This is a genomic window from Brevibacillus sp. JB24b, assembly GCF_051713385.1.
Lineage (GTDB): Bacteria > Bacillota > Bacilli > Brevibacillales > Brevibacillaceae > Brevibacillus_B > Brevibacillus_B laterosporus.
In genome coordinates this window covers 2,893,620-2,909,682 of record NZ_JBNVQV010000001.1, presented here as the reverse complement: position 1 = coordinate 2,909,682, position 16,063 = coordinate 2,893,620, and the positions used below count along the sequence as shown (strand labels likewise).

General features: G+C 40.6%; 5 protein-coding genes. 3 read left to right on the top strand and 2 right to left on the bottom strand.

Translation table 11 applies throughout. The annotated features are described in order from the left end of the window. Positions 1–177 precede the first annotated feature (177 nt). Complete coding sequence (locus tag ACQV1I_RS13830) at positions 178–9,717, top strand: non-ribosomal peptide synthetase (protein ID WP_116333940.1); 9,540 nt, start codon at positions 178–180, stop codon at positions 9,715–9,717. A gap of 198 nt (positions 9,718–9,915) precedes the next feature. Here the strand turns inward: ACQV1I_RS13830 and ACQV1I_RS13825 are convergent, their stop codons facing one another. Next, positions 9,916–11,367, bottom strand: coding sequence for an MFS transporter (locus ACQV1I_RS13825; protein ID WP_094700051.1), 1,452 nt, complete (start codon positions 11,365–11,367; stop codon positions 9,916–9,918). A gap of 30 nt (positions 11,368–11,397) precedes the next feature. After that, the gene (locus ACQV1I_RS13820; RefSeq protein WP_094700052.1) at positions 11,398–11,790 is read right to left on the bottom strand and encodes an AT hook motif family protein; all 393 of its coding nucleotides are present in this window, start codon (positions 11,788–11,790) and stop codon (positions 11,398–11,400) included. 414 nt (positions 11,791–12,204) lie between these two features. Here ACQV1I_RS13820 and fdhF point away from each other — a divergent pair, with 414 nt between their 5' ends. Together fdhF and ACQV1I_RS13810 are read left to right on the top strand one after the other, a co-directional pair. Then, positions 12,205–15,150: a formate dehydrogenase subunit alpha gene (fdhF, locus tag ACQV1I_RS13815; RefSeq protein ID WP_201747408.1), complete on the top strand. Its 2,946-nt coding sequence runs from the start codon at positions 12,205–12,207 to the stop codon at positions 15,148–15,150. Beyond that, a complete protein-coding gene (locus tag ACQV1I_RS13810) occupies positions 15,150–15,644 on the top strand; it encodes a DUF1641 domain-containing protein (RefSeq protein WP_094700054.1) in 495 nt (164 codons plus the stop codon). The genes fdhF and ACQV1I_RS13810 overlap by 1 nt, the downstream gene beginning before the upstream one ends. Positions 15,645–16,063: the final 419 nt, after the last annotated feature.

Below are 16,063 nucleotides of genomic sequence, written 5' to 3'. Positions count from 1 at the left end.
GGAAAAAAGAATATTTTTACGAGCATGTGCTATAGGCGAGTTCTATAGCACACGCTCACCCTTCATTTTTTTGCACTCATTCATTTTTTGCGAATTCGAGAAGGGGTGTGGATGTAGTAGTATGACACCTCGCGATTGTTTACGTTCATATGTGAATAAAAAGTTGGAGTGATGCAATTGAAAGCTCTATTTGAAAAAGAAAAGGCTTTTTGGAGTAGCAAGTTCGATACCGATGATCAAATCGTAATTCTCCCGTATAACAGAACGTCCACTACTAGTAGAAATACTGACAGCTACCATAGCATTTACAGTACATTACCACCTCAGATTTTCCAAAGAATTAGTTCCATAGCAGGCGGATCGCAGTTAGCCATCTTCATGGTCTTGTTAGCTGGTATAGAAACCTTGTTGTCTAAATATACTAGCCAAGAAACGATCATTGTGGGCGTACCAGGAATTCGAACTTCAAATGATGCCCAACCGCTTTCTAATCAGCTATTATTTTTGAAAAATGAAGTACATAGCAAGAATACTTTCAAATCTTTATTAAACCAAATGAAATCATCCATCAGTGAAGCGATGAAACATCAGAGTCTTCCCTTTTGGAATTTTATAGATAACCTGAATGTTCATTACGATTCAAATCGTGTCCCTATTATTAATACCATCGTGTCATTAAAAGAGATTCATCCACTAGATTTCGAGGAACACGCTGCTTTTGACATCCATTTTCAATTCGATTTGGAAAATGGCTCTCTTCAATTAAATACGATTTATAACGTAAATCGTTATGATCATGAACTGATTACCCAAGTTGGAAGGCACTTATCTCATATTTTATCCATTGTGTTATTTGATCTTGACCTTTCATTAGAACTAGTTGATCTCTTATCAGAAGATGAACAAGAACAGCTTCTACTTACGTTCAATAATACGACCACCACATATCCTAGAGAGAAAACGATTCAACAGTTGTTTGAGGAACAGGTAGAGCGTACACCAGATCAGGTGGCAATTGTCTTAGATGATAAGCAACTAACCTACAAAGAGCTAAATGAAAGGGCTAATCAATTAGCAAGAACCCTAAGAAACAAAGGGGTCACTACAGGACAATTAGTAGGGCTTATGGTTGAACGCTCTTTAGAAATGATCATCGGAATTTTCGGGATTTTAAAAGCAGGGGGAGCCTATGTACCGATTGATCCAGAATATCCGAATGATCGTATTCGCTACATGCTAGAAGATTCAGGAGCAAAGATATTTGTATTGCAAAGTCATTTACAACAGCGAGCAGATTTCGAGGGAACGTGCATTTTACTAGATGATTCAGAGGCTTACAGCGAAGATAGTTCCAACTTGGAGCCAGTAGCAGAAGCTACTGATGTAGCTTATGTCATTTATACCTCTGGATCTACTGGAACACCTAAAGGTACACAAATCAGACACCTCAGTGCTACAAGAGTGGTAATGAAGACAAATTACATCGAGATTAGCGAAGAAGATACGCTACTACAGCTTTCTAATTATGTGTTTGATGGCTCTGTATTTGATATCTACGGAGCTTTGTTACATGGTGCAAAGCTAATCCTCATTAAAAAAACAGATATGCTTGACCTCCATAAACTTAGTAGTGTGATTGAGCAACAGAATGTAACGGTCTTCTATATACCTACCGCATTCTTTAATACGCTGGTAGATAATCAGCTAACATGCTTTCAAAACATCCGAAAAGTTTTGTTTGGAGGAGAACGTGCATCTGTTAGTCATATAAGAAAGGCATTTCATTACTTGGGACCAGAAAGACTCATACATGTGTATGGTCCTACAGAGAGTACTGTCTTCACCACCTTCTATCCCATTAACTCTTCTATCGAGGAAGACGTTGCTACCGTACCGATTGGGAAACCCTTAGCCAATACATTGGTGTACGTAGTGGATCAGTTCAACAACCTCAAGCCAATCGGAGTTCCAGGTGAATTGTGTATAGCAGGAGAGGGGTTGTCGAAGGGATATCTCAACAGAGAAGAATTGACTGGAGAAAAATTTGTAGATAATCCTTTTGTACCAGGTACTCAAATGTATCGCACGGGCGATTTAGTTAAGATGCTACCAGATGGAAATATTGATTTTTTAGACCGGATAGATAAACAGGTAAAAATCAGAGGATTCCGTATTGAGCTGGGAGAAATTGAAAATGCCCTGTTAACATTCCCAGAGATCAACGAAGCAATTGTTGTGGATGGAATAAAGGATGGAAATAAATATTTAGCAGCGTATTACGTAGCAAAAGAGCCAATTGAGGCAAAAGAGCTACTCAAAAATCTGTCGGCGAAATTACCCGAATATATGGTACCTGATTATTGTATATCACTTGACCAGATGCCTCTTACTCCGAACGGGAAAATTGATCGAAAAATGCTCCCTGCTGTTGAGGAGAGCTTACCAATAGAAGAGTATGTAGCACCCCGTACCTTGTTGGAAGAAAAATTAGAGGATATCTGGAAAGGGATTTTAGGGTTAACTCAGGTTGGAATAAAAGATAACTTTTTTGAAAGAGGCGGCCATTCCTTACGAGCAACAGCCTTGGTGTCTACGATTCAGAAAGAGCTACAAAAGAATATACAGCTAAGAGACGTGTTTCAACATCCAACGATTGAACAGATGGCTCAGATCATTGAGAATATGGAGCAAACGGCTTATTCAATCATACCGATTATGGAGGAAAAACCTTATTATCCTGTCTCATCGGCTCAAAAACGACTCTATATTCTGGGGCAGTTAGCAGGTGGGGAAATAAGCTATAATATGCCGAGTGCTTTGATTTTGGATGGGGTGATAGACAGAGAACGTATAGAGAAAGCTTTTCAGCAATTAATTGCTCGTCATGAAATATTGCGAACTAGCTTTGAGCTTGTAAACGGTGAACCAATTCAACGTGTACATAAGGAAGTTCCTTTCACCATGGAGTATGTACAGGTTGCCAATGAAGAAGAAGCGGAAGGAATTATTCGTGATTTTACAAGAATGTTTGATCTACAAAGTGCTCCGTTGTTACGGGTGGGACTTGTCAAACTTGCCCAAGAACGCCATATCTTATTGTTTGACATGCATCATATCATCTCTGATGGAACCTCCATGAGCGTTCTTATTCAGGAGTTTGCTAAATTGTACAAGGGAGAGATATTGCCTAAGCAACGGATTCAGTACAAAGACTACGCTTCTTGGCAACAGCAGCAGATAAAAAGTGAGTGGTATCAGCAACAAGAGAATTATTGGCTCCAAGCATTTTCAGGTGAACTGCCTGTCATTCAACTTCCTACAGATTATCCCCGCCCCGCTGTGAGAAGCTTTGAAGGAAATCTTCTGGAGTTTAGAATCGACAAACAAACAAGTGAGGAATTAAAACAACTGGCATCCCAAACAGGATCGACCTTATATATGGTGTTACTAACTATCTACACGACGCTACTTGGCAAATATAGTGGACAAGAAGATATCATTGTTGGAACTCCGATAGCGGGAAGACCTCATGCAGATCTAGAAAGCATGATTGGTATGTTTGTAAACACACTGGCAATACGCAACTATCCAAGGGGCGAAAAAACATTTTACGAATATTTACAAGAAGTCAAAGAAACTTCTCTGAAGGCGTATGAGAATCAAGACTATTTATTCGAAGAGCTGGTAGATAAGCTGGATGTGAACAGGGATATGAGTCGTAATCCACTGTTTGATACGATGTTTGTACTGCAAAATTTAGAAAGTAAGGAGCAGGAGCTAGAAGGCCTGCGTATCACGTCATATGCAAGTGAACATACGATTTCCAAGTTTGATTTGACCTTATACGCAATGGAAGATGCAGATACAATCCTGTGTAGTTTCGAATATGCTACAACACTATACAAGAAAGAAACAATCGAGCGTATGGCGAAGCACTTTTTACAATTGATTGACGGGCTTTTGAGTAATCCACATGCGAAGCTGTCCACCATTGAGATGATGACAATGCAAGAGAAGACGTTGATTCTCGAAACGTTTAACAATACGACAGTGGAAGATGTAGGGGAGCAAACCATTCACCAATTATTTGAGACTCAGGTCGAACGTACACCGGATCAAGTAGCTGTGGTTTATGATGGTGAACAGCTGACATATCGTGAGGTAAACGAGCGAGCGAATCAACTGGCACGAACCCTGCAAGCTGAAGGCATAAGGTCAGATCAACTAGTCGGTATTTTGGTGGAGCGTTCTCTTGACATGATAATTGGATTGTTAGGCATCTTAAAGGCTGGTGGGGCTTACGTACCGATTGATCCAAGTTATCCAGAGGATCGAATCCGCTACATGCTAGAGGATGCGGGAGCTACGTTCGTAGTTGTGCATAGTCATTTACAAAATCAAATCATTTTCGATGGATTTAATGGAAAATGCATCGTTATGGAGGAGAAGGCTTCCTATCATAAGGATACGTCCAATCTTGAACCCTGCAATAGCCCATCTGATTTAGCCTATGTCATTTACACATCAGGCTCGACTGGTAAACCTAAAGGGGTCATGATTACTCATCAGGCGGTTGTCAACCTGATACATGGCATCACAAAGCGGATTGAGTTCGCTGAAGGGAAATCTCTTCTTTGTGTTACTACTATTTCGTTTGATATCTTTGTGTTAGAAACGCTCCTCTCGTTAAGTAAAGGGGTAAGAGTCGTACTTGCTACCGAAAGTCAACAGACGGATTCACAAGCTTTGATAAATGTAATTTCTGAGCAACAAATTGATATGATTCAAATGACTCCTTCTCGTATGCAGATGCTTTTGTCATCTGTAGATGGTACAAAGCAAGTCAAATGTTTACAGGATGTACGTGAAATTATGCTTGGCGGAGAAGCACTTCCCATCTCTTTAGTCAATGCTTTACATGAGCTTACATCGGCGCGCCTATACAATATGTACGGTCCGACTGAAACAACCGTATGGTCATCGATTGGGGAGGTGGCGGTGGGACAGCCTGTTACCATCGGGAAGCCATTGATGAATACACAATTCTATATATTAAGTACTGATGGTCATCCTCAACCTGTTGGGGTAGCTGGTGAGCTATGTATCGCTGGTAAGGGATTGGCAAGGGGCTACTGGAATCGTCCAGAATTAACGACCGACAAGTTTGTAGAAAACCCGTTTATACCAGAAAGTAAGATGTATAAAACAGGTGATTTGGCAAAATGGCTTCCTGATGGCACGATGGAGTATCTAGGTCGAATCGATCATCAGGTAAAGGTGAGGGGCTATCGTATTGAGCTTGGAGAAATAGAAGAACAGCTAAGGAATATGGAAGAGATCCGAGAAGCGGTGGTCATCGCACAGGAAGATCATGCTGGGGTGCAACACTTATGCGCCTATATTGTGGCAGAAAAGCAATTGACCATAAGTGAGCTAAAAATTAAATTGGCCTACCAACTTCCAAACTACATGGTACCGTCTTACTTCATACAGCTGGATAAAATGCCGCATACACCAAATGGGAAGCTTAATCGTAAGGCTTTACCTGCTCCAGAGGATAGTAGTATCCATTCGGGAGCAGAATATGTTCCAGCCCGTACATGGATGGAATCGAAGCTTGTGCAAATTTGGCAAGAGGTTCTGGGTCTTCCCAAAATCGGAGTGAAGGAGAATTTTTTTGATATTGGTGGACATTCCCTGCGTGCTACCCATTTGGTCGCTAAAATTTATAAAGAGTTAAATCAAAACGTTCCGTTGCGAGATGTTTTTCAAAATCCCACTATTGAGCAAATGGCTGAGATATTAAAAGGAAGAGAAAAAATCGCTTTCACTTCTATTCCAATTATTGAAAAGAGAGAATACTATCCAGTTTCCTCTGCCCAGAAGCGGTTGTATATTTTGAGTCAACTCACTGGTGGAGAAATTAGTTATAATATGCCGGATGTGATTCAGATTGAAGGAGAACTGGATAAAGAGCGATTAGAGATGGTCTTCCGAAAGCTGATTTCGCGTCATGAAACATTGCGAACTAGTTTTGAACTCGTCAACGGGGAACCTATGCAGCGAATACACCAGAATGTGGAGTTTTCCATAGAGTATACCAAAGCGAATGTGGCAGAGGTCAAGGGACATATTCAAAGCTTTGTTCGTACGTTCGACCTTGAGCAGGCTCCATTACTCCGAGTTGGGTTAATTGAAATAACGAAGGATCGTCATATTATGATGTTTGACATGCATCATATTATTTCAGATGGTGTCTCCTTAGGGATTTTGATACAAGAATTTATTAGCTTGTATAAAGGAGAAGAGTTATATCCACTTCGTATTCAATACAAAGATTATGCGGTATGGCAACGAGAAGGCGTTCTGAGTGAGGAAATGAAGCGACAAGAAGCATATTGGCTTGATGTCTTCAAAGGGGAGATTCCTGTACTCGATTTGCCAACCGATTATATCCGTCCAGCCATGCAAAGCTTTGAGGGAGATACGATAGAATTTGTTATTGATCAAAAAAGCAGAAATGGATTAAGGCAGATCGCAGCACAAACCGGTTCCACCTTGTATATGGTGTTACTAGCAGCTTATTCAACACTATTACATAAATATACAAGTCAAGAAGATGTGATTGTTGGAACGCCAATTGCTGGAAGATCTCACCCTGATTTAGAGCCAATTATCGGTATGTTTGTCAACACTTTATCTATTCGTACCTATCCTGTGGGTGAGAAATCCTTCTATGAATTTGTGCAAGAAGTGAAAGATACGGCATTAGGAGCGTATGAAAATCAGAATTATCCGTTTGAAGAACTAGTAGATAAGCTAGATGTCAATAGAGATTTGAGCCGGAATCCACTGTTTGATACAATGTTCGAGCTAAAGAACGTAGAGCAAGAAGAATTGAGTATCGAAGGATTGCAACTTTCCCCGTACGAAAATAACCATGCGGTATCTAAGTTTGATTTATCCTGGAACGCGGTGGAGGAATCCGAAAGAATCGTATGCTTGATTGAATATGCTACTTCCCTTTATAAGAAAGAAACAGTGGAGCGAATGGGACTGCATTTTGTCCAACTAATTGAGGACATTGTGAATGATCCACATGCACCACTGTCATCTCTTCAAATCATAACGAATCGAGAGAAAGAGCAAATTCTCGGGTTATTTAATGATACGACAACGGATTATGCCGAAGAGGGAACAATCCATCAGATGTTTGAGAATCAGGTGGAACGTACGCCAGATCAAGTAGCTGTCATTTATGAAAATAGTCAACTGACATATCGAGAGCTCAATGAACGTTCTAATCAATTGGCGAGAACCTTGCGAAATGAGGGGGTACAAGCTGGTCATTTAGTTGGTATCATGGCTGACCGTTCCTTGGAGATGCTGATTGGAATCTTCGCAATTTTGAAAGCTGGCGGTGCTTATGTGCCGATCGACCCAGGGTTTCCTGAGGAACGTATCAGCTACATGCTAAAGGATGCCAATATGAAGTTATTAGTGCTACAAAATCATTTACGTGATCGGATACCTTTTGATGGGAAACGAATTAATTTACAAGATGAACAAATGTATAGCGAGGACAAAACTAATCTCTTACCTGTAAATAGTTCGAGGGATGTAGCCTATGTCATCTACACATCTGGTTCAACAGGCAAGCCGAAAGGGGTTATGGTCGAGCACCATTCTGTTATTAATCGACTCATGTGGATGCAAAATCAATACCCTATCGATGAAACAGATATTATTTTGCAAAAAACCTCAATCACGTTTGATGTTTCGGTTTGGGAGCTGTTTTGGTGGTCCATGGTAGGTTCCAAAGTATGTCTATTAGCGGTCGGGGGGGAAAAGAACCCTGAGCAAATCGTTGAGACGATAGCTAAGCAAGGCATAACTACGATGCATTTTGTTCCAGCGATGTTGCATGCTTTTTTGGAGTACATCGAGCAATGTCCAAGAAAAGATGTAAGAAATAAGCTTCATTGCCTGCGACAGGTGTTTGCAAGTGGAGAGGCCTTAACCCCTTCGCAAGTGACAAAGTTTAATCAAATTGTTGCAACGGTGAATCAAGCGAAACTAACTAATTTGTACGGCCCGACGGAGGCTACTGTTGATGTATCGTATTTTGATTGCCATGCAGATCAAGAGCACGCTATTGTTCCAATAGGAAAGCCTATTTTTAATACGCAGCTCTACATTGTCCAAAATGAAACCAATAACCTCCAACCGATTGGGGTAGCAGGAGAGCTGTGTATAGCGGGAGTGGGGTTGGCGAGAGGATATTTAAATCGTCCTGAGCTTACAGCAGAGAAGTTTGTGATGAACCCGTTTACGGCCGGAAAAACGATGTATAAAACAGGAGATATGGCTAGATGGTTACCAGACGGTACCATTGAATACCTGGGAAGAATTGATCATCAGGTAAAAATTCGAGGCTATCGTATTGAGCTCGGTGAAATCGAAGCGCTACTTCTAAAAATAGCTTCTGTTGATGAAGCTGTGGTGACTGCAAGAGAGGACCATACCGGTCAGAAGCATTTGTGCGCTTATTTTGTGGCAAAACAGCAACTTACAGTAAGCGAATTAAGAAGTTCGCTATCACAGGATTTACCTACTTACATGATACCATCCTACTTTATACAGCTTGAGCAATTCCCTTTGACTTCAAATGGGAAAATCGACCGTAAAGTACTACCTTCACCAGAGGGTAAGCTTCATCTAGGGGTGGAATATGAAGCTCCGCAAACACCAATGGAAGCTCAATTGGTCGAGATATGGCAGGAAATACTCGGTGTATCCAAAATAGGTAGAAAAGATAACTTCTTTGAGCTAGGCGGGCATTCTTTAACCGTACTCGAATTAGTCAGGAAGATCTACATGAATATTCGAGTGGAGATTCCAATTCGGGTGGTGTTTGAAAAGCCTACGATTGAAGGAATGGCTCCAGAGATTTTAAGGCCCATATTCGAAAAAAATAACAGCAACCCAATCATGAAATTAAACGAGCATGGACACGTAAATGTGTTCTGCTTCCCTCCCGCAATCGGTCATGGCATGGCCTATATCGAGCTGGCGAAATTGCTTGAGAATCATTGTGTAACATACGGTATTGACTTCATCGATGAATATACAAATGATGAGGATTTAATGGAACAATATGTAAAGATAGTAACTGACGTACAGGACAAACAACCATATGTGTTTCTAGGCTATTCGCTGGGAGGAAATCTGGCATTTGAAGTAGCAAAAGCAATGGAGCTAAAAGGCTATGTGGTATCGGATATCATCATGCTTGACTCTATAAAAAGAAATGGGGCATCAGAATTCTCGGAGGATGAAGCAGTAAAACAAGTCGATGCTCTACTAGAAGACATGCCTGAACAGTATAAGCATTTTGTAACACCGACATTTACGCATAAAATTTACTCATACGCTAAGTATCGGGATAAGCTTGTAAATACAGGTTCAGTTCAAGCTAATATTCATGAATTAATTGCGAAAGACTCTACAAAGTTAAATTCTGAAGAAGGTAATTGCTTGTCATGGAGACAAGCTACACGTAGTAACTATTCTGAACATCAGGCGAAGGGAATTCATGAAGAGATGCTTGACCCTGAAATGATTGAGGAGAATGCCAAATTAGTACGCCATATTGTCCAGAAAATCATTGATGAAACGTATGCTGTTTCTTCTCATTCTACTGATCGTTTAAGATAGAAAGACTAGTGTAGACAAGAATGTGCACATGTTACGGGCATGATATTCACAAATGAGTATAGGTGATTAGATCGACCTATCTCTATTCGTGAACCATCATGCCCGTAGCTTTTTAAAGAAACATTTTTATTCGTTTTTCTTGATGAGTTCATGCAGCATAAACTATTTTTGCTAGAAAATCTAGGAATAAATGGTTTTCTATGCCACTTTCCTTTTCTGTCGTTGCGGTTTATCACGCATTGAAGAGAGAACGGCAGCGCATAAACAAATTACAGCGGCTACCCAAAAGACAGTATGAAGAGCTGTCATATAGGCTTCCACATTTAATATATCAGTACTACTAGAGTCGGGTTGATTGTCTGTTAGTCTATTTAATTGAAAGGAGAATAGTGAGATAGCAAATGTCGTCCCTAATACCATCCCGATATTTCGGACTAATGCATTTAAACCGCCTGCCGTACCCAATAGTTTAGGTGGAACTGATCCTAGGATACTTGCATTGTTTGGTGATAGAAAAAGACCAGTGCCGATTCCCAAAATACCCATATGCATTGCGACAAGCCAAGCAGGTTCATTAGTTGTAAGCTTAGTGAGCAAAACAAAGGAAATAGCATTAATCACCAAACCTGAAATCGTTAAATAATAAGTACCAATTTTATCAGATAGCCAACCAGAAAACGGAGCCACTATCGCCATCATCACAGCATTTGCCATCATGACGTACCCCACGATGTTGGGGGGAAATTCTAGCACCAGTTGCATATAAAACGGCATGAGAATTGTTATACAAAAAAGAGAGAGAAAAGACAGGAGAGTCGCAAAGCTTCCTGAACGGAATGTACGAATTCTAAATAGAGAGAAGTCTAGCATTGGATGTGAGATTCGTGTTTCACGTCGATAAAACAAGACGAAGATTACGAATGAAAAGAGAAGACCACCTAGTGTAATACCTGTTGTCCACCCATGTTCCTCTGCATTAGAAATGGTATATAGGAAGGTAATCATACTTGTCATATACATAATGGAACCAAGATAGTCAAAAGGCTCACCCACGCGTTTCTGGTGTTGTTTTGGCATGATACGTAGAGCTGCGATAAATCCGACTAAACCGATCGGCACGTTTATCCAAAAGATAGATTCCCAGCCAAACGAATCAACTAGAATTCCACCGATGGCGGGGCCTGACAATGAACCAAGCGATACCACCATTCCCGTTATTCCAAGAGCACGACCACGTTCCTCTTTGGGAAAGGTACTAGCTATGATAGCTTGACTATTAGCCATTAGCAATGCGGCACCAGCAGCCTGCAGGACACGCATACCAATTAACATCCAAATGGATTTCGACAAACCGCATAAAGCAGAGCCGATCAAAAAAATTAAAAACCCTAGATTATATAAGTTCCCACGCCCAAAAAGATCAGATAATTTTCCAATAATGGGTAGAAGGGAAGCGATTGCTAATAAATAGGCGGTTACAACCCATTGCACGATATGTAGGGGAACCTGCAATGTATTGGAAATACTAGGGAGAGCTACATTCGTGATGCTTCCATCCAATGTTGACATAAAGATGCCCAGAGATACATTAGCAAGTATCCACCAGCGAAGAGTAGTCCTTATAGTAGGTAACTGACCTTCCTGACTCATCTTAATTCCTCCTTTATATAACGAAACGGTTTATCCTTTTTTTATGAGCATACGAATAGTCTCAGAGAGGTCAAGGTTGCTTTTTTGACACAAGGATAGTAGCTTTTGGTATGTTTCCTCGTCTAATCTGACATGGATGGCATGCTGTAGTCGATTAAGCTCGTGTTTTCGTGGACGCCCCCGTCCTAGTTTTTTATAAAAAATTTCTTCCTCGCTGGGCTTTCTGTCAACAATGATATATCCTTGTTTTTCTATCCATTCATCCCCTTGATTTTTCTTCCAGACAAAAAGTGCGTTTTTGCGGACCTTAGCTAGATATATATCCATTTGTTCATCAACTAATCCATGTTCTATTGCTGTTTTTATCCATTTTTTCTCGAAAGCTTGGGCGAATTCTTGAAAGGAGCAGTATCGATTATCCATAAATGAATTCCACCTTTTTTGTTCTACAAAAAATATAAACCTGTTTCCAAAAATAGGCAACGTTTTTATTTTACAAAAAATGTAAAAAATATTTTTTTATTAGTAAACCAGCATAAACAGGAAAAAAATATGCTCTTCGCTTGCAATTTCTGAAAGTTTGGTTATTATTAAAAAGTAAGTTCATTGATGTCTAAGGCTGGCTGATTACAGTCATTCTATTCATCCTGTGCTTTCACGCATACGCGTACAGAGTATGGAGGGCTTGATAACTGGTATATACCACTGCTAAGTATTAACCCACCATAAAACAGCTTGGGCAACGTTTTTACGTTTGCGCTGGTTGTTTTGTGGTGGGTTATTTTTATTTTTTGAAGCAGATGGAAAAAGAAGAGGAGGAAATAACCCTTGAACAAAATGATTTCATTCACCATTAATGATACGTGGCACCAGGCAGAAGAGGGCACCAGAATTCTTGATTATCTGCTTGATCATGAGATAAAGCATCCCCATATTTGCTATTCACCTATTTTAGGTCCAATTCAAACATGTGATACTTGTACCTGCGAAATAAACGGACAACTGATGCGAGCTTGCTCTACTGTTGTAGAGGAAGGAATGAGTATTCAGACTACCTCTTCACGGGCTAAAGCAGCACAAAAAGAAGCGATGGATCGTGTACTTGAAAACCACATGTTGTACTGTACTGTGTGTGATAATAATAATGGAAATTGTCGTGTACATAATACTGTAGATCTGATGGAGGTGGAGCATCAGGAGCGACCGTTTCGTGAAAAGGGCTATGAGGTGGATATGTCTCATCCTTTCTACCGATATGATCCGAATCAATGTATATTGTGCGGGCGTTGTGTAGAAGCATGCCAGGATTTACAAGTCAATGAGACATTGACCATTGATTGGGAACGAGACATGCCTCGCGTAATTTGGGATCAGGATAAATCTATTAATGAATCCTCCTGTGTCTCCTGTGGGCATTGTGTCACTGTATGCCCATGCAATGCTTTAATGGAAAAAACTATGCTAGGTGAAGCTGGTTTCATGACAAATATTGGGGAAGATTTACTTGATCCAATGATTGAATTGGTGAAGGAAGTAGAGCCTGGTTACAGTGGAATATTGGCTATTTCTGAAGCAGAAGCAGCTATGCGTGAAGCTCGAACGAAGAAGACGAAAACAGTATGTACATTTTGTGGAGTAGGCTGTAGCTTTGAGGTGTGGACGAAAGGGCGCCAAATTTTAAAAATTGAACCATCTGAGGAAGCACCGGTCAACAGCATTTCGACCTGTATCAAAGGAAAATTCGGTTGGGATTTCGTCAATAGCAACGAACGATTGACAACACCGTTAATTCGTCGAGGAGATGAGTTCGTTCCAGCAACATGGGAGGAAGCGCTTACACTTATTACGTCTAAGTGGAAAGAGATGAAACAAAAGTATGGCGGTGACGCATTCGGCTTCGTTAGCTCATCAAAAACAACCAACGAAGAAGCTTACTTGGTCCAAAAATTAGCTCGACAGGTCTTTGAAACAAATAATGTAGACAACTGTTCGCGTTATTGTCAATCTCCAGCTACAGATGGGCTCTTGTCGACTGTTGGTTATGGTGGCGATTCCGGTGTGATTACAGATATTGCTACTGCAGGGTTGGTCATTATCATCGGAGCAAATCCGACAGAAGGTCATCCAGTTCTGGCGACTCGGGTGAAACGAGCAAAGAAATTACATGGTCAAAAACTGATTGTTTCAGATTTACGCAAACATGAAATGGCAGAACGTTCGGATTTGTATTTACATCCAAACCAAGGAACAGACTTTGTCTGGTTAACAGCGGTAGCTAAATATATCATCGATCAGGGCTGGCATGATGTAGACTTCTTAGCAGAACGTGTTAATTACTTAGAAGAGTATAAGAATGCAATTCAAATCTACACACTGGAATATGCAGAAGAAGTGACTGGAATTTCTCAAGAGCAACTAAAGGAAACAGCCAAAATGATTTGTGAGGCAGACGGTACATGCGTACTGTGGGGAATGGGTGTTACCCAGAACGTAGCAGGTTCTCATACATCAGCAGCAATCGCTAACCTTTTATTACTCACAGGAAATTTTGGACGACATGGTGCGGGAGCGTACCCACTACGTGGACATAATAACGTACAGGGCGCTTGTGATATGGGGTCATTGCCAAATTGGTTACCAGGTTATCAGTCCATCTCAGATGATGAGGCTCGCCAAAAATTTGAAAAGGCATATGACGTCAAGATTTCGAATAAACCAGGCTATACGAACATTCAGATGTTACAGGCAGTAGAGGAAGGTAAATTAAAAGCAATGTATTTGATTGGGGAAGATATGGCCTGGGTTGATTCCAATTCTAATCATGTACAGGAAACTTTAAGTAAACTTGATTTCTTTGTGGTACAGGATATTTTCTTTACACGGACAGCACAATTTGCAGATGTCATTTTGCCAGCAGCACCTTCTTTGGAAAAGGACGGTACGTTCACCAATACAGAAAGAAGAATACAACTGTTATATCAAGCATTGCCTTCATGGGAGGAATCTAAGCCGGATTGGTGGATCATTACCCAGCTTGCTAACCATCTTGGTGCCAATTGGGAATATACACACCCTGGTGATATTATGGACGAAATTGCAAGCCTAAGCCCGCTCTTCTCAGGAGTCAGCTACGAAAGATTGGCAGATTGGAACAGCTTGATATGGCCTGTATTGCCAGATGGTACAGATGAACCGTTACTTTATATCAATCGCTTTAATTTCCCAGATGGAAAGGCCCGTCTTTCCTTGGTAGAATATGTACCCCCTATTTCCTATCCAGCGGAATTTGATCTAGTGGTCAATAATGGGCGTTTATTAGAGCACTTCCATGAAGGGAATATGACGAATAAATCAAAAGGGATTCAATATAAAGTGCCAGAAGTATTTGTCGAGGTGCCACCAGATCTTGCTTGTGAGCGGGGGGTAAAGGATGGCTCTTTAGTACGCTTGGTATCCCCATATGGAGCCATCAAATTACGGGCGGTTGTAACCAATCGAGTACAAGGAAAAGAGCTGTATGTCCCGATGAACTCAGTCAGTTGCGACAATGCCATTAATATTTTAACAGGAAATATAGGAGATATTCGTACGCAAACACCAGCTTATAAACAAACCAAGGTGCGTTTGGAAGTACTTGAGCATAACGGCCAGAATCCGTTGCCCAAAAATAACCCACGCAATGCCAAACGAAACCCACAGCTGGGTGTGCAGGTAGACCGCAAGTGGGCACGGACTGATTACGAGCCTATTGCAGATGTGAATGTAGCAGGAGGGAAGCAATAATGGCCAAACCAATTACCAAAATAGCCGAACCAACCGTAACAAAAGAAGAAGACCAGGAGCTGCATCTTACTCAATTAAAAGAAGAGATTGCCATGCATGCCGAAAGTATTCGTCAATCCGTAAAACTGTTGGATGAGCTACATCAAGCAGGAGTCCTAGAAACGGTGCAGTCTATGGTTCAAAGTAAGGAAAAGATGGCTGGCATCGCAGTGAAGCAGTTGGTAAAGCCAAATGTAACCAAATCTATTAATAACGTCATGGCGTTAACAGAAGCCTTAGCTCAAATAGAACCAGAGATGACCAAGAAGCTGGTCTCAAGTCTAACACATGGTCTACAAAAAGCAGAAGAAGCCAGCGCTAAAGAGAGTAAAATTGGTATGTTTGATCTGTTTAGAGCACTACAAGACCCTGATATTAACCGTGCAATTTCTTTTGGCTTACATATGTTGAAAGGAATAGGAGAAAATCTAGGGGAGCAAGAGAGGCAAAAATAGAGGTAGGATTTCTATCGAGTGGTATGTAAAAGAGGCGGCGTGTAACCGCCTTTTTTACTATCAACATACATGAAATATGAAAAGGAATAGAAGTACTTGGTTACCAATTATTAGAAGAATAAGCCAGAAAAACATTGTCTCATAGAATCGTTGAAAAGTGACAAATATCCACCTCAGAAAAACAAACATACGTTCTAATTAACCGTGAAAGTCCTTACGGAAATTTATTTTTATTAAGAAATGCATCTTTTTTTTATAAAGATTGTGGAAGTGAAATTTTGTTACAGATAAAAAAGGCTTACTAACAACGTTTTTAGATTAATAACAGAAAATTCCTAACAGTTATATTATAAATCTTACGGATGACAAAACAAAGCTGGTGTGGTACGGTAGCAGTAATCCATACCTGGCGGAATAGT

What these genes read in the sequence shown, in the direction of transcription:
- ACQV1I_RS13825 (WP_094700051.1), bottom strand. Translation starts at nt 11,367, where the DNA reads ATGAGTCAGGAAGGTCAGTTACCTACTATAAGGACTACTCTTCGCTGG.
- ACQV1I_RS13820 (WP_094700052.1), bottom strand. Translation starts at nt 11,790, where the DNA reads ATGGATAATCGATACTGCTCCTTTCAAGAATTCGCCCAAGCTTTCGAG.
- fdhF (WP_201747408.1), top strand. Translation starts at nt 12,205, where the DNA reads ATGATTTCATTCACCATTAATGATACGTGGCACCAGGCAGAAGAGGGC.
- ACQV1I_RS13810 (WP_094700054.1), top strand. Translation starts at nt 15,150, where the DNA reads ATGGCCAAACCAATTACCAAAATAGCCGAACCAACCGTAACAAAAGAA.